Genomic DNA, 22902 nt, shown 5'->3' on the forward strand with positions numbered 1-22902 from the left:
TTAAGACTGTTTCGTGGCAGTAGTTATTGAATGAGCGATCGCCCTTGTATTTTCTCCTTTTTTGCTGGTTCAGGTTTCCTAGATTTAGGTTTTGAAACCAGCGGTTTTAAGGTTGTTTACGTCAATGAAATCTTTCCCCCATTCATGACTGCATACCGCTATTCACGACAGGTTCTCAATCTACCGTCACCAGAATACGGGTATCATGATGGAGAGGGAGGAGATGTAACCCAACTTCTCGAAGGTTTACAAACACAACATCTCCGGGAGTTAGTACAAGACTGCCGTAAATCTAATAATATTGTCGGCTTCATTGGCGGGCCTCCCTGCCCTGATTTTTCTATTGGCGGAAAAAATAGAGGAGGTTTAGGAGATAATGGCAAGCTTTCCGCTTCTTACGTTGAATTGATTTGCCGCAATCTTCCAGATTTCTTTTTATTTGAGAACGTTAAGGGATTGTGGAGAACAAAAAAGCACCGTTTATTTTTTGAATCGCTCAAGCAAGAATTACTGGAAGCAGGCTATATCTTAACAGAGCGGTTAATTAATGCTATCGAATATGGTGTACCCCAGGATAGAGAAAGAATTATTCTCATTGGTTTACGAAATAGTTTTATCAAGGATATAGGAATAAAAGTCGGTAGTGAAAAGTTCCTACCTGAAAAGACTTTTCCTTGGAACAATCACATTTTATATCCTCAAACAAAGGTTTTTGCTTATCCTTGGCGTAAGTCCGAACCATTCCAGGAAAATTCCATAATACCTTGTCCTGATGGCATACCTCAAGAATTAACAGTTGAATACTGGTTTATAAAAAATAATGTGCTGAAGCATCCCAATGCTGAAAACTGTTTTCAACCAAGGGCAGGGATTACAAAATTTGCTGCTATTGATGAAGGAGATGATTCTAAAAAGTCTTTTAAGCGTCTGCATAGATGGCGTTACTCTCCGACAGCTTGCTATGGAAATAATGAAGTACATTTGCATCCCTATAAAATCCGGCGAATATCTGTGGCGGAAGCTTTAGCCATACAATCTCTGCCTGCAACTTTTGTGCTTCCAGAGAATATGTCGCTCACGAATATGTTTAAAACTCTTGGTAATGGCGTACCATATTTGGCATCGAAGGCGTTAGCTAAAACTATTTTTGACTTCTTAGGAACTGGTGTGAAAAATGCTGTTGATATTTCTAAGCTTACGATTGCCTAATGTCAACTTAAACACTTACAATAATTCCGCAATATCTACAAAGCCGACATCTAAGAGAAGTCAGCAACTTCTTTTCAGAATAAACTCGTAATAAATATGGTTTAATATATATATAAGAAATGTTTTAATTTTTTATAAAGTTTAATAATCAATCACTCACTGGCAGAAGACACGATGGCAGCAGACTATCCAAACATTGATATTGCGCCATTTATCGATCACGCCCTCTTAACGCCAACTGCTACTCCAGAGCAGGTTGAGCAGTGGTGTGAAGAAGCATACAGATTCAATTTTGCGGCGGTTTGCTTGTACCCCGCTTATGTCAAGCAAGCAGTCGAACTCCTGCACGGTAAGAACCCGAAAGTCTGTACAGTGATTGGCTTTCCTGCTGGTGCGACGACTTCAGCAGTGAAACTGTATGAGGCTCAAGAAGCGGCGGATAATGGGGCCACTGAGTTGGATGTGGTAATGAACTTGGGCTGGTTGAAAGCTGGTAAAACTGAAGAAGTCCACCGGGAGATTGCCGAAATTTGTGAAGAGACTGGGCAAACTATCAAGGTAATTTTGGAAACCAACCTGTTGACAGATGCAGAAAAAAAAATAGCTGCTGAAATAGCTATGGAAGCGGGAGCGGCATTCTTAAAAACTAGTACAGGTTGGAATGGTGGTGCAACAGTGGCAGATGTACGACTTTTGCAGGAATTTGCAAAAGAAAAAGTAGGAATTAAAGCCTCAGGTGGTATCCGCACTATCAATCAAGCTTTAGACTTAATCGTAGCGGGTGCTACTAGATTAGGCACATCTCGCGGTATCGATTTGATCCGCCAGCGCGATAACCTGGGAAAGGGTGAATAGTCATTTGTCCTTTGTCCTTTGTCATTTGTCATTTGTCCGAAGCTAATGACCATTGTACAGACGCGATTAATCGCGTCTCTACTGACCAATAACCAATGACTAATGACTAAATAACTAATGAGTAGAACCTACAAAGCAACGGGAATTAATCTTAAAACCCAAGTGCTGGGAGAATCGGATAAAATAGTGACGATTTTGACACCAGAATTCGGTCTGATTCGAGCAGTGGCTCCAGGGGCACGCAAGCACAACTCCAGCCTGGGCGGCAGGAGTGGTATGTTTGTTGTGAATGAACTATTGATTGCGAAAGGGCGATCGCTTGATAAAATTACCCAAGCACAGACGTTAAAAACTTATCCTGGTTTAGCTAAAGATTTGGGAAAATTGGCTGCCAGTCAGTATTTAGCAGAAATAGTCTTGTGTCAAGCTTTGAGCGAACAACCCCAAGAAGAACTTTATGAGTTGTTCAATGAACATCTCCATCGGTTGGAGGCGTTATCTAGTGCAAATCCATCTGGGGTTTTGGCTCATCTGGCTCATGGGGTGTTTCACCTTTTAGCGTTAGCAGGAGTAACGCCACAAGTGCAAGTCTGCTGCTTATCTGGGGGTTCGCTAAAGCCAAACTTTACAGACCCAAACTGGCAGGTAGGATTTAGCATCCCTGCGGGTGGAACGGTTTGCTTAGAAGCTTGGGAACGTTTGCGAAGAGAGGGAGAGAGGGAGATGAGGGAGATGAGGGAGATGAGGGAGATGAGGGAGATGAGGGAGATGAGGACAGACCAATACCCAATACCCAATACAACTCTTGGAGAGGCTACGCCAACGACTTCTCTACGAGACGCTACGCGAACGCTCAGTACAAGTGCCCCATTCCCAATGCCCAATGCCCCATGCCCCATGCCCCATGCCCAAACAGTTGTTGTGCATCGGCAAGAAATACCTGTGATTTCTTGTCGTCTGGATGCTATGGAACTCGCTTTGCTTCAACATCTGTCACAACCAGAGATAATGCAAATTGCTGGTGCTAGAGATTATGACTGGTTATCTGTTGAGCAGATTTTGCGCCAGTATGCTCAGTATCAATTAGGTCGCCCTATTCGCTCTGCTACCTTGATCGACTCTTATTTTGCTGCCAACCATGATGCAACCGTCTGATTTGGATAAAAAAATCCTGCCTTTGTCACCAAGCCTCGTCAAAAAACAGAATAGGGCATTAGATCCTACAGTCAGGAATCACTTGAGTGCTGTTTCAAAGTGTACACCTAGTCAAATAAATGGACAAGAAATGTCCCCAAAAGACGTTTCTAAAAACGATCAAAATTGGACAGCCCAGATCCCCAAAACTGATGTTCCAAGTAAATCAGAAACAGAATCTGAGGACAAATTAACCACTCATGAGGTAGATAACAACGGGAAGAGTTTGCCAGTAGCCACTACCCCAGAAAAAGAACCACCAACATTAGATGGATCTGGTTCTGGTGGAGAAGCTGTTTCAGGAAATGTCAAACAACAGGGGTTTTTGCCTGTATTAAAAAACCCTAATTTCCTGGCTCTTTGGGGGGGTCAAGTTTTCTCCCAACTAGCAGATAAAGTTTATTTGGTGCTGATGATTGCTTTGATTAATACTCAGTTTCAAGCTAGTAATCAGAGTATTAGTGGTTGGGTGTCAGTTTTGATGATGGCTTTTACGATTCCAGCCGTATTGTTTGGTTCCGTTGCTGGCGTGTTTGTCGATCGCTGGTCGAAAAAGGCTGTGCTGGTGGCAACGAATATTTGGCGCGGCATCCTGGTTTTGTCAATTCCCTTTCTGCTGTGGTTGACTCATGGCTGGAAACCCATAGGAGTTTTGCCAGTGGGTTTTTTGATCATTCTGGGTGTGACTTTTTTAGTTTCCACGCTGACGCAGTTTTTTGCACCAGCAGAACAGGCGGCAATTCCCTTAATGGTAGAAGAACAGGATTTACTTTCGGCAAATTCGCTTTATACGACAACGATGATGGCATCGGTGATTGTTGGGTTTGCTGTCGGGGAACCATTGTTAGCGATCGCAGATGGACTTTGGCTGCAAATTGGTGGTAGTGGTAGTTTGGGCAAAGAATTTTTAGTAGGTGGTAGTTATGCGATCGCTGGACTAATTTTATTCCTCTTGGCAACTAACGAAAAACACCACCACCCCGATACAGAATTCCCTCACGTATTCTCTGATTTGCGAGATGGTTTTGCCTACCTCAAAGCAAATCATCGCGTCCGCAATGCTTTGCTTCAGCTGATTATCTTGTTTTCTGTTTTTGCAGCATTAACTGTTCTAGCCGTTCGGATGGCGGAAATCATTCCCAACATGAAAGCCTCCCAGTTCGGCTTTTTACTAGCAGCGGGCGGTGTTGGCATCGCTGCGGGAGCAACACTTCTCGGTCAATTTGGTCAACGCTTCTCCTATACCCAGCTAAGTCTGTGTGGTTGTATGGGCATGGCAGCATCCCTGATTGGTCTATCAATATTTACAACCCAACTGTGGCTAGTCCTGTTACTGGTGGCGCTATTAGGTATCTTTGGGGCACTAGTGGGAATTCCTATGCAAACAGCGATCCAAACAGAAACACCTCCAGAAATGCGTGGTAAAGTTTTTGGTTTACAAAACAATGTAATTAATATTGCTCTCTCCTTACCTTTGGCATTAGCAGGTGTAGCAGAAACCTTTGTGGGATTACAGGCAGTTTTTTTGGGATTAGCTGCGATCGTCTTTTCAGGAGGCATATTAACCTGGTATAACTCACACAAGTAGTTATCAGCTAACAGCAGTTATTATTCATTAGTTTGAAGTAATTAGTAATTTCCTTAAAGCTTTTGTGTTCATGGTAAACTGTGGTCAGTGAAAATTTATCTCATACTTGCGGGATATCAATCTGACATTAGTCAGAATAAGTTGTTTAAATATCAGAAATTAACAACTTATAAGTAGAATAAATAAAGCCATAAATCCACTGGTTTAATCAGCTTCAAATAGGCTTTTTAAACTAGATTCTCTTGGAAATCTGTAATAACTAAAAAAACCAGCAAGTATAGCTAGATAAAATAAAAATCACCAAGGACACACAAGTAATAGATAAAACCCGCTTTTCTTACAGCTAAATAAAGAATGCGTATAGCCTGGATTGGAAAAAAATCACCCTTTTGCGGCAATGTCACCTACAGTCGAGAAATTACAAATGCCTTGTTAGACAGGGGACATCAAGTTAGCTTTCTTCACTTCGCCCAAGAAGAATCTGAACCTGACAATTGGCCAAATCTTCGAGAGGTTTCCCTCCCTTTTATTTATAAGTCCCAGGTTTACACAATCCCCACTTTTAAAGCGACCAAACTTTTAACGGAGTCGCTGCGGGAAATCAAGCCAGATATAGTCCATGCTTCCTTGACGCTATCTCCTCTAGACTTTTTTCTACCGGAAATTTGTGAGGAACTGAGGTTGCCCTTAATTGCCACTTTTCACACACCATTTGCTGGTAAGGGGGCAAAGCTGATATCGGGAACACAGCTTTTGGCTTATCAGCTCTACGCACCTTTTTTAGTTAACTACGATCGCGTGATTGTATTTTCCCAAATTCAGCGAGAATTATTAGCAGGGATGGGCGTGAGGGAAGAGAATATTGCTGTAATTCCCAACGGTGTTGATACCGTTAAGTATTCTCCAGGATTTTCTCAAGTCAAAACAGAATTTAAAGCCGAACGTTTGTTTGTCTATCAGGGTCGAATAGCACCAGAGAAAAATGTCGAAGCCCTCCTCCGGGCTTGGAAGCAGTCTGCAATGGGGCCAGGTACTAAGTTGCTAATTGTTGGCGATGGGCCTTTAAAGTCTTCTTTAGAACAGTTTTATGGTTCAGAATACGGCATTATCTGGTTGGGATTTGTCGCTGATGAAGACCGACGCATTGAGATTTTACGGGGCGCTGATGTATTTATTTTGCCTTCATTGGTAGAGGGTTTGTCCCTGTCTCTGTTAGAAGGAATGTCATGTGGGTTGGCTTGTTTAGCAACAGACGTGGGTGCAGATGGAGAAGTCTTGGAAAAGGGCGCAGGTATAGTTATTAGTACTAAAACAGCGCGATCGCAATTAAGAACCCTCTTGCCAGTGTTGCAAGACCATCCAGAGTTAACAACTTTACTAGGGCAAAAAGCAAGACAGCGTGTATTAGACCGCTATACCCTTAGTAAAAATATTACTCTGCTCGAAGAACTTTATAAAGAAGTTTTAGCACAGCGACCTCTACCGCTAAGTCGTAGAGCGTAGGGAACGCCAGTTGTTACAACAGATAGCGCAGCGTTAACGAGTCAAACACTACGCACAGTCGCTAAGGCTTCTCTATGAGATGCTGGGCAAATGCTATCGAGCGTCGGGAACCTCCCTTCGGGTGACGCTCCTACGTCGCTACCGCTACGCTAACACCAGTCGCCTACGGCGGGAAACCCGCCTACAGCGCTGGATTCACCGCAACGCACTTGCTCCCCTACGTATATTTATTTCAAAAGTCAAATACTAGTCCTATATAAAGCATCAGTTTGTAACTGACTATCACGCTATATTTCCAAATCTTGATCAAGTTCATGACGTACAGTGGCTTGGACATACTCACCTGTTAGACTAGGTATTATAGCGGTTCCCACTCAGGTGCGGTACAAAATTAATCGCAAGGTGTAGGGGCACGGCATGCCGTGCCCCTACGGGTGTACCTCACGTAAACGAGAACCGCTATATTATAAAGTCATAAAATGTAAATAATTATCAGCAAAAATTAATATATTAGTTAATATTAAATAATAAATAACAGTAAATTAAACCTACAAAATCAACAAATGACTGCAATCATCGACATAAAAACATTATATGAATCCAATTATCTGCAATGGTTAGAGGAGACTATTAAATGTCTCAAAAATCGACAATTAGCAGACATTGACTATGAAAATTTAATAGAAGAATTGGAAGATTTGGCTAAAAATGAAAAAAGGCGAGTAAGAAGTTTGTTGGAACAGATTATTAGACATTTATTACTTTATCAATATTGGGATTTAGAAAAGCCAAGAAATGCTAATCATTGGTCAGGAGAAATTATTAGTTTTCGTAATCAAATAAATGAAGATTTAAGTGCCAATTTACGCAAACATTTAGAGGATAATTTTAGCATAATTTATACTAATGCCTTAGATTATGTTAAGGCTAAAACAAAGCTAACCAATTTACCTGAATTATGTCCTTATACCTTAGAGCAAATTTTAGATAAAAATTGGTTGCCTTAATCTTAAATTTTTATTCTTTGCGCTAAACATATTCATATTTTAACTCAGCAACACCAAAAAATTAAGTCGCTACAATTTGTCGTATTCTTCTGGTTCTACGTTAGGCACTTTATTCAAAACTTGCTGAAATTTTTCCCAACTACCGCTTTTGGCTTTTTCTTCCAAATAGTCTTTGGTTATCCATGCGGAAACTTGTGCAGATAAAGCAATAGTTGCAAGTTGTTCAATGAAAATATTTTCTCTTGCTGCTAAAGCTTCAATTTGTTTATATAAAGATTCGGGTAGCTGTACATTTAAGTTAGTCATGGGATTTCTCCTACTATTTGCAAAAATTCTTTGGGTGAAACTACCCTCAGTCCAAATTTTTGTATAGTCTACCTATCGATCAATTAATCTTTGAATTATCCACTAAAGACCATCCTAAACTGGTTGGCTGTTCATAAACCCGCTTTAGAGTATTTACATCTCTGTAAGAAATAGGCGACGGGTTACGAACTTGGGAAAAGTATAGGGCATCCGTTTGTAGGGGACTATGACCCCAAATTCCCAGTGCATGACCGAATTCGTGGCGGGCTGCTGCAATGAGATACTCACCTGTTTGGCTGGGACTTAACAAGATGGTGAAGCGGTGGGATAAAACTTTGTTGCTCGTGTATAACTCGTAAGTAGTTTGTGCCGATCGCGCACGGGTTATATTACTACCAGGGGAAATTTGTAGAGGTGGCGCTTTTCGCACAATCGTAATATCAGCAATTTCTGGGTGTTTGACTATTGTCAAAGGCAAATAAGTACTCCACTCCTGTACACCCTGTAAGACACCATTAACCCATGCTTGAGCTTGTTTTTTGCTGATGGCTTTTGGTGGTTCTACGTAAACTCGAATGGGAAATTGCGACCAGACTAAATAACCAACTTGAGTTGTTGTAACTTGGGAAAAGTAGTCACCACTATTAGTACTATCTTGCCACTGTGCGAGTGTGGGCGGTAAGGGATGGGGTTTTGGGGAAGATGATGGAGGGAGAGAGATTATTAAATCTGAGTATGCATATTTTGGTATTATTGTAAACCCATGACTCGACTGGAAATTAGTAAAAACGATTAACAGCCCTGTGCCAAGAAAGAAGGCAAGAGCTGTAATTAACCGTCGTGAAATTAAATTTATTAGGGTGTTAAGTATGGGATGTTGGGTTTTTTTCCCCATTGACCTATCCTTATTTAGGCAGCCAACCAGCACTTAAAACTACTGTTAAACCGAGAAAAATTACTGTCAATGCCCAAGTAATTCGGTTTAAGGTATTTTCTGCACTTTTGGTGCTGCTAAATAGCTGGGCTTGTCCGCCAATGGCTCCAATGCCATCACCTTTAGGGCTATGCAGCAAAACTAAGATAATCAAACCTGTGGCGGAAAACGCCCAAATGCCTTGCACGATATTAGTAACTGTCATGGTAGGAATCTCATTTATAACAATTTTTCAAACAGGGAGTCAGGGTTGGGAGTTGGAAGTTAGGAGTTGGGAGTTAGGAGTTAGGAGTTAAGAAAGTTTTAATTCATCACTCTTCATTATTAACTCTTAACTATTAACTCCTCACTATTAACTCCTAACTGTTTTACAGCCCTACTTGCACGGGGGTGCGAGTGCGTTGCAACTCATATTCTGCTGTTTTCAGCAGCGATCGCCCGGTCATTTCTGGTGGCTGAGGCAGCTGTAAAATCTCTAGAATCGTGGGGGCGATGTCGGATAGCTTGCCATCGCTTCGCAGTTCGACATTTGTACCATATCCAGGGATTTTAACTCTCTCTCCTTCCACCAAGATGAAGGGGACTGGGTTAGTGGTGTGGGCTGTCCAAGGATTACCCCCTTCATCTAGCATATACTCAGCGTTGCCGTGGTCGGCAGTAATAAGTGTTGTGCCACCGGCTTTGATAACGCTCTCTAACAAGCGTCCCAAACAGCGATCAACTGTTTCAATTGCTGTAATGGTAGCTTCGATTTGACCAGTATGCCCTACCATGTCTGGGTTGGCATAGTTAATCACAACTAGGGAATATATACCCTTTTGAATCGCAGCGATCGCAACATCTGTAACTGCTGCTGCTGACATCGCTGGGGCGTGATCGTAAGTCGCTACCATCGGGCTGCTTACTAATTCCCGATCTTCTCCAGCAAAAGGTTCCTCCAGACCCCCATTAAAGAAATAGGTGACGTGGGCGTATTTTTCTGTTTCGGCGGTGCGGAACTGATTCAGACTATGATTGGCTATCACTTCTCCCAGAATGTTACTGAGATTCTGAGGCTCAAAGGCTACAGCCACGGGTAAGTCTGAATCATACTGTGTAAAGGTGACAAAAGACAGTGGTGTGATTTGCTGTCTTTCAAAACCATTAAAAGTGGGACTGACCAAAGCTTGAGTCAGTTGTCTGGAGCGATCGGGGCGGAAGTTGAAAAATATCACCCCATCCCCTGGTTCTATTGCACCTGGTGCAATTCGGATGGGGTTGACAAATTCATCTTTTACCCCTTCGGCGTAAGATGCTTGCAAGATTTCTACAGCGTTGCGATTATCAACCAGACTATCTTGGGTCATCACGTCGTAGGCGCGTTTTACTCGATCCCAACGGTGATCGCGATCCATCGCGTAGTAGCGACCGCTGAGGGTGACTATGCGCCCAATTCCTACGCGGTCTATATAATTTTCCAGCAGTGTGATTGCTCTTACACCGTCAGTTGGGGCGGTGTCACGACCATCGGTGATAGCGTGGATACAAACTTCTGGAATTCGCTGGTCTTTGGCTAAGTTAAGTAGTCCGAATAGATGGGTGATATGCGAATGTACCCCTCCCTCAGAACAAAGCCCGACTAGATGCAGCTTGCTATTCCGAGAGCGAACTTCCTGGCAAATTTTGACAAGTGCTGGGTTTAAGGCAATAGAACCGTCTTCGACCGCATCAGAGATGCGTACCAGTTCTTGCGGTACAACTCGCCCAGCACCAATGTTCAAATGACCAACTTCCGAGTTGCCCATTTGACCCTCTGGCAACCCTACGGCTTTTCCTGATGTGCGGATGAGGGTGTGCGGGTAAGCTGCCCATAAACTTTCCATAATGGGAGTTTTAGCAGCAAGAATAGCGTTTCCTCGCTTCTGGTCGCAGTAGCCCCATCCGTCTAAAATGACTAGCACCACAGGAGCAACAGGTGCTTTGGTCATAGTAAAATTGCCCTTTACTTTTTGTAATACCCGAATGATACCACTGCTAAACCACGCCGCAAGTGAATTTTTGCTTATTAATTTATTTTATGAAAGACTTAACAGTTTTTTGAATGATTTTTCAAACTTTAGCAATTTTTCTGTAATGTCGGTGATCGCTAATAACAAGTGATTACTTAGTAGTAGCATTTTAGCACTACTACTAAGTCCGTATTCAATCTCTTATTTCCTTTTACTGGAAGCTTTTGCCGCTTTTTTAGCAGCTTTTTCAGCAGCGATCGCAGCTAACTTTGCTTGTTCTTTTTCTTCGGCAATTTTCTGGAGATAGTAATGATAATCTCCTAAGTAAACGCGGAATTCCCCATCACGAATTTCGACGATTTTGTTAGCTACTTGAGAAATAAAGTAGCGGTCATGGGAAACTACAATTGCCGTACCATCATAATTTTTGAGCGCTTCTTCCAGCATTTCTTTCGCTGGAATATCTAGGTGATTTGTCGGCTCATCTAGAATTAGTAAGTTCGCGGGGCGTAAGAGCATTTTTGCCAACGCCAAACGAGCTTTTTCTCCTCCACTTAATGCCCCAACTGCCTTAAATACAGTATCACCAGTGAATAAGAAGCGTCCCAAAAGCGTGCGGACTTCTTGATTATCCCAGTCGGGAACTTCATCATGGATAGTTTCCATGACAGTTTTTTTCAAATCCAAAGCTTCAGCTTGATTTTGCTCAAAGTAACCGGGAATAACGTTGTGATCGCCTAATTGAACAATACCTTCTGTGGGTTGTTCCATACCCATAATCACACGCAGAAGGGTAGATTTTCCAGCACCGTTGGGGCCAAGAAAAGCAATGCGATCGCCTCTTTCAATTAGGAGATTTGCTGCCAAAAACAGGATTTTATCACCATAAAGATGAGTTAAATCTTTAATTTCTACTACCTCGCGTCCACTGCGGGGTGCAGGTGGAAAACGGAAATGTAGAGTTCTTACCCCTGCAATGGGTGCTTCAATACGCTCGATTTTGTCGAGTTGCTTTTCCCGGCTTTTTGCCTGGGTACTGCGGGTAGCACTGGCGCGGAATCTATCAACAAAGGTTTGCTGTTTCTCTAATTCTTTTTGCTGGCGTTCGTAAGCACTAAGTTGTGCTGATTGACTTTCGGCTTTTTGTTCCAAATATGCTGAGTAGTTACCAAGGTAGGTACTGGAAACGCCACGTTCAGTTTCCACAATTTGGGTGCAGAGGCGGTCAAGGAACTCCCGGTCATGGGAGACTATTACCATTGGCGTAACCAGCCCTCTAAGGTAATTTTCCAACCACTCAATGGTTTCTAAATCTAGGTGGTTAGTCGGTTCATCCAGCAGTAACAAGTCGGGTTTTTGCAGGAGGATTTTACCTAAACTCATCCGCATTTGCCAACCACCACTGAAGGCACTGACGAGGCGATCGCCATCTTCTAGCCCAAACCCCATCTCTGGTAAAATTTTCCCGATGCGTGCATCTAAGTTGTAGCCATCCAAGGCTTCAAATTTGCGCTGCAAGCGATCCAACTTGTCAATCAGTCGATCCAGTTCCTCTGGGCTAGCGGTTTCCATCTCTTGTGGCACATGTGCCAGAGATAACTGTACTTCGTTGGCTTCTTTGAAGACAGTCCAAAACTCTTCTCTAACGGTGCGGCTAGGGTCTACTTCAAACTCTTGGTTGAGGTAAGCTATGTGTAAACTATTAGGACGAATAATTTCGCCTGCGGTGGGTTCCATTTCCCCAGAGATGATTTTGAGTTGAGTCGATTTTCCAGCACCGTTGACACCGACTAAGCCAATGCGATCGCCTGGTTTAACTTCCCAGTTGATATCTTTGAGAACTTCGCCTGTGGGATAAATTTTACTTATATGTTCTAGTCGCAGCATTAAGTTTCTCTCAGGTAGGGAGTGGGTGGTTGAGGACGAAGTACTAACACCGCCTCTAATATTAACAAAAATTAACTATAAATTCGTCGTGAGAAAGTCTAGGGAGCCGCAAACCAAATTTGGCTTGAGCCACGGATAAAATTTACCACATCTATCTCAAGGCTGGCTTTGTGTTACTTGTCTAACTTCTTCGACACTCAAATCAAATGCCTCAGCCACTTGTTCCACTGTCACCCCCAATTTCAATAAGGTCGTATTAATTTTAATTTGGCTCTACGCTCCCCTCTTTCCATACCATCATGATAGAGTTTTGCGTTTTGAACTTGGTTTATGGTTAAACCTAATCCCTCCGCAACTTGCTCAATAGTTAACGCTAAATCTAATAGACGAGGTACTGATTGCACTAAACCTTCCAAACGCCCTTCTTCAAATGCTTCTTGATAAACTTTTGTATCTTTGAAACTCATAGTTCCTATGTTGTAGTCCACCAATTCCTCTACTGCTTGATCAGAAGAATCCTAGTGCGCGGCTTGTCTGACTTCTTCGACACTCAAATCTAACGCCTGTGCTACTTGTTCTACAGTCAACCCTGCTGCCAACATTCCTGGTACTGCTTTTAGTTTACCTTTAAGCTCACCTTGTTCAATGCCTTGTTCAATGCCTTGTTCAATGCCTTGTTTAATGCCTTGTTCAATGCCTTCCTGAAAGGCTTCCTGATAAAATCTGGTTTGCTTTAACTCGCTTAAGCCAAACATTTCCTCCATCTCCTCCCTACTCATTGCAGGAAACTTGTAAGCCAAAATAGTCTCTATAAATTGTAATAATTGCTGCTGTTTTGGTGGTGAACTTATCTCTGACTTAGTTCTGTCTATCAACTCCCTTGCTTTAGCGATCGCTATATCGTCGGTTGCAATTACTAATTTAGCAGTTGCAATACCAATTGGAAGCGATGCACCTTCACCTAATTCATCTAAATAAATGCGCCTGACGCGCCCACTTGTGAAAAACTCACGGTAATGTTTGATATTGCCTGTATCTACATTCCTGTTTGGGTATAAAACCACAGCACCCCAATCATTTAATGGTTGATTCTGACGGAGATATAAACATATTTCTGAAATTAGCCGTGAATAAATTTCCCCATCAGGTTGAAATTGCACTTCAACAAAGTAAATCGGGTTCTCGCTTCCTTGTGTCGGTATAAACACACCATCTATTCTGAAGGCTGTTTGTTTGATTTCAACTGATGAAAATTGATAAACTCCAGTTCTTCTGGAGGATTACCGATAAGTTCAAAGAAGATATCCGGGAATTCTTGAAACAGCCGATAAAAGATGATGTCTGTTTTCACAATTTTATATCAACTGAAAATTTTGATTTGCTGTTCATGTGTTACTTTGTTCTTCAGAACCATCTCGCACTTTCAGCAATTGCTCTTTTGCCATCCCTAATATACGTGAAAGTGGCGCTAATAAACTATCATCAAATGCTTGTCCAGAATAAATATTATTCAATTCGGTAGGGGATAATTTAAAGGTGTCACAGAACTTAGCAAACTCCTGATTGCTCAAGTCAAGCTCTTTTTGCCTATCATAAAGTAAAACTGCGATCGCTCTAGTTCCATGCTTTGGACGCTCACTAGTTTTTACATATTTTTCCATTAAGTAATTGACTTTCCTGGTATCGCCGCCGATTTTTTTAATTAAATCAGTACAAGCCATTTTTAGCGTTTTCTTTAAAACTTCTTCTTCATTTAAAATTTTAAGAATTTCATTGGCATATTTTGGTTTAAAAAATCCCACCAAATTCCCTTGATGATAAACTGGTATATAAGGATTATTCGTTTCAAGTTGCCAATCTAAAGGCTCATTGCGTAGCGACATAGCTGCACCCCTAAATATTTTAAGATTGCACCATTTTAAAACCATTTATTCCTTAACTGCCAGTAAAATACCATATCACTGGCCATTAGAAATCGCAGCTATAGCAGTCCTATTTGATTCGTGAAAAATATAAAATTTGAAAACGAACCGCAAAGTATTGGCTTTGGGCGCAAAGGGAAGAAAGAAGAAAGAGATATATAATTTTCACAAATGATTTAGGACTGCTATATACAAACAAAACCCACCTCCGTGGGTTTCAACTTGCTGGAGTCCACGCAGACGGACTTAGTTTGTGTAGCTGTTATGTATTTCTACCAAAACCTCTAACTCAGGCAAAATTAGCATCGCCTTGCTCATCACCAACTGCCTAAAGGGTTGCCAGAGGAGTGTTTGGTGGCGTTATGAGGCTTTTGTTAGATATTTAAGCATAATGGGCATACTGTAAATATCAAGTAAGTAAGCATCGAAAGAGGCCAAACACTATGTTGACGATAACGTGGCAAGAAGAGATTGCATCCTTGAAACAAGATTTGAGGAAGGAAATAAATAAAATTTCAGGTCATTCGGAAATTAATATACCTAATCATATTTGCATCAATAACCTGAAATCCAAGTTAGAGCGATTAGATGAAATAGAAAAAATTCTTAGTCCATCAAATAAATAGGAGCAATGCTCTGGAAAAGTTCATAATGGTAAGTTAGTTTCTCGTAGCGCCAAATCGACTCCCGCTTCAATTCTGAACAAATATTCAACTAGCCTTCGCTTCATCCCCGGATGCTTCAGCCACAGCCGCCAATCTATCTGCCGCAGCTTGGACGATTTGAGCGACTTGGGCCAAAGGCATGTGCTGGATTTGTCTAAGAATCAAACTCAAATCTGAGGTTTCTGGAATTGGCTTGCCATCAATGCAGCTGATTAACTCTTCCATTGTGTAGCCTGCTTTCGATGCGATTTGAGCCAAATTTTCTGTATCTGGCACCTTTACACCTTTTTCCCACATCTGAACGGCAGTAGCAGATACTCCCAAAAGCTTACCAAATGCTCGCTGACTCATTGAACCGCGAGCTAGTTTAATGATTTCAATCAGTTTTTGTTTGCTTTCGATCTTCACTGCTTATATAGCTAGCCAACTGTATTTACAAGTTTACTTTCAATATTACAAGTTTACTTTTATATTGACAGCCTTGTGTTTTAGTATTAAACTATATCTTTGGTTGTAAATCGGCAACTACAGGCATCAAGCTAGTAGAATAACCCATCTATCTTTAATCAACCCAAAAAACTTAGTTTGCTACGGCGCTTGTGCTAGTAGCTAGACTTTGCTGCGAAGAAATAATATCGAAGGTGCATCATGTTTCGCAAGCCACGCAAAATTAACCAATATCGCCGCAAAGGTAAAAACCTTATAGCCACTAATAAAATTAAACCAGAACAGTGGAACATTTCTGACGCAGAAACCAAAGAAGCTTTAAAAGTTAAAGGCTACGATGTTAAGCAAATCAAAAAAATCCACCTTCTGAAGCATCAAGTGTGTATTTCCTACTGGGATGTAAAAGGCAATATATGCAGCAGCTTTTTTAGCTACCGGATTTTTGCACGTTGGCAAAAGGAAGTAGAGAAATTAATTTATACCTGTCAAACCCTGAAGGAATGGGCGAAGCTAAATTACGTTATGAAGTACGAATTTGCCTATTACCATTATCCCAGTGAAATGGAAGATGCACTCGACACGATATTAGAAAACCACCTGTGTCTGTTAAAAACAACAGAACAACAAGCGATTTTACAGTATCTTTAAGGGCAAAAATTAGTTAGCGGCAGAAGTCGCTAACTCTGCGAGACGTTCTTGTTGGTCTAGAGATATACAAGACTGGATAAGCGTCTCTAAATCACCATCCAAAACAGGGGTAAGAGAATAATTTTGACCTAACCGATGATCGGTAGCGCGGTTATCTTTATAATTATAGGTGCGAATTTTTTCCGATCGCGATCCAGTACCAACCTGCGATCGCCGCATGGAAGTTACAGCTGCTTGTTGTTCGCTTAACTTGATGTCATACAACTTCGCCCGCAGAATTTGCATCGCCCGTTCTTTGTTTTGCAACTGGCTGCGTTCTTCTGTACAGAAAATGCGTATTCCCGTTGGTTTGTGCATCAAGTCAACGGCTGTTTCCACCTTGTTGACGTTTTGTCCACCAGCACCGCCAGAACGGGCTGTAGTCATTTCAATATCTTTCGGGTCAATGTGAATTTCCACATCATCCACCTCTGGCATAATCGCCACGGTAGCTGTGGAAGTATGAACCCGTCCCCCAGATTCAGTTGCCGGCACGCGCTGCACGCGATGCACTCCAGCTTCAAACTTTAGCTGGCTGTAAACGTCATTACCTTTAATTTCGAGAATGACTTCTTTCCAGCCACCCATTTCTCCTCGAGATTCGCTCACTAGAGAAACTTTCCAACCTTGAGTCTGGGCATAGCGGGTGTACATCTGCATCAAATCGCCAGCCCAAATACTTGCTTCATCGCCACCAGTACCAGCGCGAATTTCCAACATGATATTCTTTTCATCATTAGGGTCGCGTGGTAGCAGCAAGACTTTCAAGCGAGACTCTAAATGTTCTATTTTTTCTTCAAGTTCTTTTACTTCCAGTGCTGCCATTTCTTGCAACTCTGGGTCACTCGCAGATTCTTTGTAAACCTGACGCGCTCCGATTAAGTCTTCTTGGGCTGTTTTCCAAATTTCATAGGTATTAACTACCTCTTCCAAAGAAGAACGAGACTTAGCAATTTCTTGATACTCATCAGGATTGTTAGCGGTATCGGGGTCGCCAAGACGACGTGTTAATTCATTAAAAGTTTGTTCAACGGATTTTAGTTTGTCCAGTAAGTATGATTCAGCCATGACGATTGCGATCGCTCCTTAAAAAAATAACAAATTGGCTCGAGCATATAAATGAAAATCGACCCAGCTGATGCAGGGCCGTCGTTAACAGCAGAGCCAACCCGCTACTTTTTGTTTTGATCGTCGCCAGATGCTTGAGTGCTGCTCATGCCGTACTTGCGGAGGAAGCGCTCTACTCGACCCTCAGTGTCAATAATTTTCTGAGTGCCTGTGTAAAATGGGTGATTTCCAGACCAAACATCTACATGCAATTCTGGCTTGGTAGAGCCAATGGTCATAACAACTTGACCGTTGCAGTAAACTTTAGCATCTGGATACCACTTGGGGTGAATATCAGCTTTAGCCATTGTTTTTTTTGTGATGAATCTATATTAATTATAACTTTCAGGTTTCAATTGAAGCTAGAAGAAGGGAAAAGGGAACAGGTTACAGGTAACAGAAAACTATCACCTGTCCCCTGTAACCTATCACCTTCTTCACCAATGCCCAATTCCCTAACGCTTAGAGTACTGAGGCGCTTTCCGAGCTTTATGTAAACCATATTTCTTCCGCTCTTTTGCTCTCGGATCACGAGTCAAATAACCTTCGGTTTTCAAAGGTGGGCGGTTGTCTGGGTCTAGTTGGCACAAAGCACGAGCAACTCCCAAACGAACAGAATCAGCCTGTCCGGTCAAGCCGCCGCCTTCTGCTTTCACCAAAATGTCATATTCGTTTTCTAGTCCCAGAGTTTCCAGGGGTGCTTTAATCACTCCCAGGTAGTTGGGGTTAAATTGGAAATACAAATTTCCATCTTTACCGTTCACAGTCAGTTGACCAGTGCCTGGAACCAAGCGTACCCGTGCTACTGCGTTCTTACGACGACCAGTACCCCAGTATACGGCGCGACCGCTATTAGCATCTGCTACTACCATTAATTTTCTTCTCCAGGAATTGTACTAACTTTTAGTTCTTTAGGTTTTTGAGCATCGTGGGGATGTGTAGGCCCAGCGTAAACTTTCAGCTTGGTGAATAACTGCTTACCCAGGCTATTTTTAGGTAGCATACCTTTAACAGCCTGTTCTAAAATCCGCTCTGGTATGCGCTGTTGCAGTTTAGCGAAAGTTTCCGTTTTCATCCCACCGGGACGACCAGAATGGCGACGGTAAAGCTTTTGAGTACGCTTTTTGCCTGTAACTGCGATTTTTTCAGCATTAATGACGATTACGAAGTCACCTGTATCTAGATGGGGTGTGTATTCGGGTTTCTTTTTGCCTCTTAAAACCTGGGCGATTTCGCTGGCGAGACGACCGAGGCGTTTATCGGTGGCATCTACTATGTACCACTCACGCTCAAGGGATGCTTGAGAAGGAAGGTATGTTTTAACTGTTGTCATTTGTTATTTGTCCTTTGTCATTTTTAATTTGTCATTAGTCAATTGTCTTTTGTCCTTTGTCCTTGGTTATTCACTAATGACCATTGTACAGACGCGATTAATCGCGTCTGTACTGACCAATGACTAATGACTCTTGACTAGTGACGAACTTTGGCAAGGTGTCGTACCAAATCTCTTTTGGAAAGGGAAAATCTGGATAGCCGACTCGCAACAAGCACAAGCCTTGGGGCGGTGCGGCGTGTTTCACTTCTTCTCGACGTTGTTCTTTCCAGAGTTCGGTGAAGCTAGAAAGTGTCCGTTGTCCAGAACCTACTTGTACCACCATCCCTACCAACAGCCGTACCATGCCATACAAAAATCCATCTGCCTGTATTTCAATATGGATAAATGGCCCACTGCGACGACACTCTGCTGCTTGCATTTCTACCCAGGAATGCGATCGCTTTGAGCCTGCACGGTGAAAAGCAGCTAAGTGATGCTTTCCCAAGAGAGGTTTCAGGGCAGCTTGAATTAAGGATTCATCCAGGGGTGCATAATAATAATGCCAACTGAAGGGTCTTACAAACAAGTTAAGTCGATCTTCAGTGTATATTGTGTAGCGATATCGTCGATAGGCTGCACTAAAGCGAGCGTGCCAACGGTTATCTACACTAGCTGAAGCCCTGATTAATATATCTGGCGGCAGATAGCTATTTAGGATTGTTGCCCACTTGTGAGGCGGAATTAAACCTGTTGCTTCAAAATGGGCTACTTGAGCAGCAGCGTGAACTCCAGAATCGGTTCGCCCGGCACCGTGTAATGTTACATGGTAGCCAAGAATAGTAGCGATCGCTCTTTCTATCTCTTCTTGGACTGTCCGTTGTTTTTTTTGCCGTTGCCAGCCATGAAAATGAGTGCCCAGGTATTGGATTACCAAGGCTACTCGATGAGTTTGTGTAGGCTGGTGGCTTTCTAACATACAGATTTTGTCCTTTGTCATTTGTCCTGTGTGAATAACCAATGACCAATGACTAATGACTAATGACTAATGACCAATGACTTAAACCAATTCAATTATTGCCATTTTTGCATTATCGCCCCGACGCGGTACGGTATGCAGGATGCGGGTATAACCGCCCTGGCGATCGCCATATCGAGTTGGAGCTTGCTCAAATAGAGCGTGAACCAGTTGTTTGTCGAAGATATAGCCAAGAGCTTCCCGGCGTGCTGCCAAGGAGCCATTTTTAGCTAGAGTAATCATTTTTTCCACTTCACTTCGCAGAACTTTTGCTCTAATTAAAGTGGTGGTGATCTTACCATGACGGATCAGCTCGGTGGCGAGCGATCGCAGTAAAGCACGGCGTTGATCGGCTGGTTTACTGAGTTTTTTGACGCGACAACGGTGACGCATAATTATGCACTATGAGTTATGAACGGTTTTTCTTAAGGGTGTTTAGAGCCTCTTTCCATTGGCAGGGTGATGCCCAAGCGGCGCTGTAAAGCTTCCACGACCTCTTCTGCTGACTTCTGACCAAAGTTCTTAATTTCTAAGAGGTCTTCTTGGGTATAATCCAACAAATCTGCCACAGAGTTAACTTGTGCCCGTTTGAGACAGTTATATGCCCGCACAGAAAGTTGCAACTCTTCGATGGGTATCTGGGCAGTTGGGTCGTCTGGAATCTCTGAACCTGTGTCTGTTGGTTCTAGGGAGATGTCTTTCAACGGGTTGAATAAATCTACCAAGATCCCAGCGGCCGAGGATAGTGCTTCTTGGGGGGAAATACTGCCATTTGTCCAAACTTCCAACAGCAGTCGGTCTTTTGGAATCAAGCCTTCCCCACGAGATTCTTCAACACTATAGTTGACTTTTCGCACCGGCATAAATATTGAGTCGATTTGCAGAAAATCCAACGATGTGGCTTCCTCACGTCCTCGCTCTACGGTGCGATAGCCTTTACCTTTCTCAATCCGAAATTCCATTTCCAGCTTTCCACCCTCAGCGATGGTGGCTACATACTGGGTCGGATCGATGACTTCTACTTCACTAGGCAAATCAAAATGCGCCGCAGTGATTGTTGCTGGCCCACTAACGAGTAATCTACCAATCTGGGGCTGCGAGGAATAGTTTTTTAGGATAACTTCCTTCATTCTCATGAGGATTTCCAGCACATCTTCCCGCACGCCTGGAACTGTTGCAAACTCGTGTGAAACACCTGCAATCCGCACTGCTGTAACTGCTGTACCTTCTAGGTTGGAGAGTAAAACTCGCCGCAGTGCATTGCCAACCGTTGTTCCTTGACCACGATCTAGAGGTTCCAGAACAAATTTACTGTAATGGTTCCGACTTTCTTCAGTATTAGACTCTACACATTCAATCTGAAACTGCGCCACGGATGAGCCTCCCTTTTTCTAAGGTGCTGCTAGCAGACAAATCAATTGCCTCCCGAATTGAATTTATGTCCTGTAGATTATAGGTATATCAAACTATTACTATAAAATTACGGTATAGTTTGACACTCCTATTGAGCTTTCAGGCGCTAATAATATTTTGGGTTCCCGAAGTTTAACAGCTTTCTCTCCGGGAAATCTGACGCGCTTTCGGTCGCCCAAGCTTTCACACAATGACAAGTTACACGTTAGACGCTTAACTGCTCATCCTAAGTAATTTTACTTGCTTTGGTTGTAGCTTATCGTCCTAAATGCCCAAGTCTTGGTGTTTAAACTCGACGGCGCTTGGGTGGACGGCAACCATTGTGAGGAATGGGGGTAATATCCCGAATGAGTGTAATTTCCAGTCCTGCTCCTTGAAGTGCCCGGATAGCGGTTTCTCTACCTGCTCCTGGCCCACTGACCATTACCTCAATTTGGCGCATTCCTTGATCAATGGCTCTACGGGCTGCACTTTCAGCAGCAGTTTGCGCTGCAAAGGGAGTTCCCTTTTTTGCTCCCTTAAAACCGCTAGAACCAGCACTAGCCCAGGAGATGACATCTCCATTTTGATCGGTAATGGTGACAATGCTATTGTTGAAAGTAGACTGGATGTAGGCCATCCCACTGGGTACATTCCGTTTCTGCTTCTTGCTCCCGGTTTTTTTAGTTGGTTGTCTCGCCATACTTGTTTAGTTGATTTAAGGTAAAACTTGCTCGGATTAGCAAGCGTTGCAAAATTATTTCCCTGGAGCCTTCTTCTTCCCAGCCACTGTCTGCCTTCTGCCTCGACGGGTTCTGGCATTGGTGCGAGTTCTTTGGCCTCTGACTGGTAAGCCCATGCGATGACGACGACCTCTGTAGGTACCAATGTCAACTAAGCGCTTGATGTTCAAAGACTCCAAGCGCCGCAAGTCGCCTTCAACTTGATAGTTGGTTTCTATTTCCCCCCGTAGGGCTGTTACATCGGCATCACTTAAGTCCTTAACGCGAGTGTCTGGGTTCACACCAGTAGCCGCTATAATTTCTTGAGAACGTGATAAACCAATTCCATAGATGTAAGTTAGACCGATCTCGACGCGCTTATCGCGTGGAAGGTCTACTCCGGCAATACGTGCCACAATGAACTCTCCCTATTGTTCTCGCAATTACTGTTGGTTGGAAAAACGTGATTAATCGCGTTTTTTCGTTTTAATGATGATATGCGTGTTACAACTCACTCTGTTGGTAAGAGTGTTATCCTTGACGTTGCTTATGCTTGGGGTTCACGCAGATCACCATGACGCGACCACGACGTTTGATCACGTTACACTTTTCACAAATTTTCTTGACTGAGGCTCTAACTTTCATGCCTTTTATTTTTTGACTCCAAATATAAAATTATAGCATTTCTAGGGAAATTAATCCAGTTCAATGACTAGCAAACAGCCAAAAAAATGGTTTTATGGTAAAATTCTCTACATATACTTACTTCTTTCGTAGTCGATAGGTAATTCTGCCTTTGGTCAAGTCGTAAGGAGTTAACTCTACCTTGACGCGATCGCCGGGCAAAATCTTGATATAATTTCGGCGAATCTTGCCGGAAATGTGAGCTAGCACGTTAAAGCCATTGTCCAAGTCAACGCGAAACATCGCATTGGGCAAGGACTCTGTAACCGTGCCTTCCATTTCAATCAAATCTTGCTTAGACAATTTGTTTTTTCCTCAACTCAACAATTTCGTGTTCAGTTGCAGCGCTTCATCTGCAAAGAAACACATTTTTAGAAATATATCAACAGTTTATTAATATATCTTAGCTAAAATTGATCTTTTTTTTGGTAGAGGGGCATTGGGCATGGGGCATTGGGCATTGGGCATTGGGGAA

The 22902-nt window shown here is 42.7% G+C and carries 28 protein-coding genes and 1 pseudogene; 9 read left to right on the plus strand and 20 right to left on the minus strand.

The window, feature by feature from the left end; all coding sequences use genetic code 11:
- The first annotated feature begins 30 nt into the window (after positions 1-30).
- From LC586_RS04635 to LC586_RS04665, 7 genes are all read left to right on the plus strand, one after another.
- Positions 31-1209, plus strand: a complete 1179-nt coding sequence (locus LC586_RS04635) for a DNA cytosine methyltransferase (protein ID WP_229483351.1) — start codon at positions 31-33, stop codon at positions 1207-1209.
- A gap of 174 nt (positions 1210-1383) precedes the next feature.
- The gene (gene deoC / locus LC586_RS04640) at positions 1384-2064 is read left to right on the plus strand and encodes a deoxyribose-phosphate aldolase (RefSeq protein ID WP_229483353.1); all 681 of its coding nucleotides are present in this window, start codon (positions 1384-1386) and stop codon (positions 2062-2064) included.
- Positions 2065-2181: 117 nt separating this feature from the next.
- The gene (recO, locus tag LC586_RS04645) at positions 2182-3219 is read left to right on the plus strand and encodes a DNA repair protein RecO (protein WP_229483355.1); all 1038 of its coding nucleotides are present in this window, start codon (positions 2182-2184) and stop codon (positions 3217-3219) included.
- Positions 3206-4846: an MFS transporter gene (locus tag LC586_RS04650; protein WP_229483522.1), complete on the plus strand. Its 1641-nt coding sequence runs from the start codon at positions 3206-3208 to the stop codon at positions 4844-4846. Before recO ends, LC586_RS04650 begins: the two co-directional genes overlap by 14 nt.
- 354 nt (positions 4847-5200) lie before the next feature.
- On the plus strand, positions 5201-6349 hold the full coding sequence (locus LC586_RS04655) for a glycosyltransferase family 4 protein (RefSeq protein ID WP_229483357.1): 1149 nt from the start codon (positions 5201-5203) through the stop codon (positions 6347-6349).
- 79 nt (positions 6350-6428) lie between these two features.
- Positions 6429-6599 carry a hypothetical protein gene (locus tag LC586_RS04660; RefSeq protein WP_229483359.1) on the plus strand — a complete coding sequence of 57 codons (171 nt, stop codon included), beginning with the start codon at positions 6429-6431 and terminating at the stop codon, positions 6597-6599.
- Positions 6600-6912: 313 nt separating this feature from the next.
- On the plus strand, positions 6913-7356 hold the full coding sequence (locus LC586_RS04665) for a DUF29 domain-containing protein (RefSeq protein WP_229483360.1): 444 nt from the start codon (positions 6913-6915) through the stop codon (positions 7354-7356).
- A 69-nt stretch (positions 7357-7425) separates the two neighbouring features.
- On the opposite strand, the gene LC586_RS04670 is transcribed toward LC586_RS04665, so the two are convergent.
- The 8 genes and pseudogenes from LC586_RS04670 to LC586_RS04705 all read right to left on the minus strand — a co-directional run bounded on the left by LC586_RS04670 (position 7426) and on the right by LC586_RS04705 (position 14399).
- Positions 7426-7662, minus strand: a complete 237-nt coding sequence (locus tag LC586_RS04670) for a hypothetical protein (RefSeq protein ID WP_229483362.1) — start codon at positions 7660-7662, stop codon at positions 7426-7428.
- Positions 7663-7741: 79 nt separating this feature from the next.
- On the minus strand, positions 7742-8557 hold the full coding sequence (locus LC586_RS04675; RefSeq protein ID WP_229483364.1) for a peptidase: 816 nt from the start codon (positions 8555-8557) through the stop codon (positions 7742-7744).
- A 10-nt stretch (positions 8558-8567) separates the two neighbouring features.
- Complete coding sequence (gene secG, locus LC586_RS04680) at positions 8568-8801, minus strand: preprotein translocase subunit SecG (RefSeq protein ID WP_094328436.1); 234 nt, start codon at positions 8799-8801, stop codon at positions 8568-8570.
- A 163-nt stretch (positions 8802-8964) separates the two neighbouring features.
- Entirely contained in the window at positions 8965-10563 is a 1599-nt protein-coding gene (gene gpmI, locus LC586_RS04685; RefSeq protein ID WP_229483366.1) for a 2,3-bisphosphoglycerate-independent phosphoglycerate mutase, read from the minus strand.
- 222 nt (positions 10564-10785) lie between these two features.
- A complete protein-coding gene (locus LC586_RS04690) occupies positions 10786-12471 on the minus strand; it encodes an ABC-F family ATP-binding cassette domain-containing protein (protein ID WP_229483368.1) in 1686 nt (561 codons plus the stop codon).
- A 242-nt stretch (positions 12472-12713) separates the two neighbouring features.
- Entirely contained in the window at positions 12714-12938 is a 225-nt protein-coding gene (locus LC586_RS04695; protein WP_229483369.1) for a hypothetical protein, read from the minus strand.
- A 51-nt stretch (positions 12939-12989) separates the two neighbouring features.
- Positions 12990-13822, minus strand: a pseudogene (locus LC586_RS04700) (Rpn family recombination-promoting nuclease/putative transposase).
- Positions 13823-13856: 34 nt separating this feature from the next.
- On the minus strand, positions 13857-14399 hold the full coding sequence (locus tag LC586_RS04705) for a hypothetical protein (RefSeq protein ID WP_306423228.1): 543 nt from the start codon (positions 14397-14399) through the stop codon (positions 13857-13859).
- Between the two features lie 437 nt (positions 14400-14836).
- On the opposite strand from LC586_RS04705, the gene LC586_RS04710 reads away from it, so the two are divergent.
- On the plus strand, positions 14837-15019 hold the full coding sequence (locus LC586_RS04710) for a hypothetical protein (RefSeq protein ID WP_229483371.1): 183 nt from the start codon (positions 14837-14839) through the stop codon (positions 15017-15019).
- A gap of 84 nt (positions 15020-15103) precedes the next feature.
- On the opposite strand, the gene LC586_RS04715 is transcribed toward LC586_RS04710, so the two are convergent.
- A complete protein-coding gene (locus tag LC586_RS04715) occupies positions 15104-15466 on the minus strand; it encodes a helix-turn-helix domain-containing protein (RefSeq protein ID WP_104906418.1) in 363 nt (120 codons plus the stop codon).
- Between the two features lie 240 nt (positions 15467-15706).
- Between LC586_RS04715 and LC586_RS04720 the strand changes: the two genes are divergently transcribed.
- Positions 15707-16153 carry a hypothetical protein gene (locus tag LC586_RS04720; protein WP_229483372.1) on the plus strand — a complete coding sequence of 149 codons (447 nt, stop codon included), beginning with the start codon at positions 15707-15709 and terminating at the stop codon, positions 16151-16153.
- A 9-nt stretch (positions 16154-16162) separates the two neighbouring features.
- Here LC586_RS04720 and prfA read toward each other — a convergent pair whose 3' ends face one another.
- From prfA to infA, 11 genes are all read right to left on the minus strand, one after another.
- Positions 16163-17260, minus strand: coding sequence for a peptide chain release factor 1 (gene prfA / locus LC586_RS04725; protein WP_229483374.1), 1098 nt, complete (start codon positions 17258-17260; stop codon positions 16163-16165).
- 104 nt (positions 17261-17364) lie between these two features.
- On the minus strand, positions 17365-17607 hold the full coding sequence (gene rpmE, locus LC586_RS04730; protein WP_229483376.1) for a 50S ribosomal protein L31: 243 nt from the start codon (positions 17605-17607) through the stop codon (positions 17365-17367).
- 147 nt (positions 17608-17754) lie between these two features.
- Positions 17755-18171, minus strand: coding sequence for a 30S ribosomal protein S9 (gene rpsI, locus LC586_RS04735; RefSeq protein WP_012410698.1), 417 nt, complete (start codon positions 18169-18171; stop codon positions 17755-17757).
- Positions 18171-18632, minus strand: a complete 462-nt coding sequence (gene rplM / locus LC586_RS04740) for a 50S ribosomal protein L13 (RefSeq protein ID WP_229483378.1) — start codon at positions 18630-18632, stop codon at positions 18171-18173. The genes rpsI and rplM overlap by 1 nt, the downstream gene beginning before the upstream one ends.
- A 97-nt stretch (positions 18633-18729) precedes the next feature.
- The gene (truA, locus tag LC586_RS04745) at positions 18730-19590 is read right to left on the minus strand and encodes a tRNA pseudouridine(38-40) synthase TruA (RefSeq protein WP_229483379.1); all 861 of its coding nucleotides are present in this window, start codon (positions 19588-19590) and stop codon (positions 18730-18732) included.
- 81 nt (positions 19591-19671) lie between these two features.
- Positions 19672-20022 (minus strand): 50S ribosomal protein L17, encoded by a 351-nt coding sequence (rplQ, locus tag LC586_RS04750; RefSeq protein WP_100901254.1) that lies wholly within the window; start codon positions 20020-20022, stop codon positions 19672-19674.
- Between the two features lie 32 nt (positions 20023-20054).
- Positions 20055-21002, minus strand: a complete 948-nt coding sequence (locus LC586_RS04755) for a DNA-directed RNA polymerase subunit alpha (protein ID WP_229483380.1) — start codon at positions 21000-21002, stop codon at positions 20055-20057.
- 326 nt (positions 21003-21328) lie between these two features.
- Positions 21329-21724: a 30S ribosomal protein S11 gene (rpsK, locus tag LC586_RS04760; RefSeq protein WP_069070761.1), complete on the minus strand. Its 396-nt coding sequence runs from the start codon at positions 21722-21724 to the stop codon at positions 21329-21331.
- Positions 21725-21778: 54 nt separating this feature from the next.
- The gene (rpsM, locus tag LC586_RS04765; RefSeq protein WP_104906411.1) at positions 21779-22159 is read right to left on the minus strand and encodes a 30S ribosomal protein S13; all 381 of its coding nucleotides are present in this window, start codon (positions 22157-22159) and stop codon (positions 21779-21781) included.
- A 115-nt stretch (positions 22160-22274) separates the two neighbouring features.
- On the minus strand, positions 22275-22388 hold the full coding sequence (gene rpmJ / locus LC586_RS04770) for a 50S ribosomal protein L36 (RefSeq protein WP_015129703.1): 114 nt from the start codon (positions 22386-22388) through the stop codon (positions 22275-22277).
- A gap of 117 nt (positions 22389-22505) precedes the next feature.
- Positions 22506-22730, minus strand: coding sequence for a translation initiation factor IF-1 (gene infA, locus LC586_RS04775; RefSeq protein ID WP_006276978.1), 225 nt, complete (start codon positions 22728-22730; stop codon positions 22506-22508).
- Positions 22731-22902: the final 172 nt, after the last annotated feature.

The organism is Nostoc favosum CHAB5714, from assembly GCF_020829495.1.
In the GTDB taxonomy this organism is placed as follows: Bacteria; Cyanobacteriota; Cyanobacteriia; order Cyanobacteriales; family Nostocaceae; genus Nostoc; species Nostoc favosum.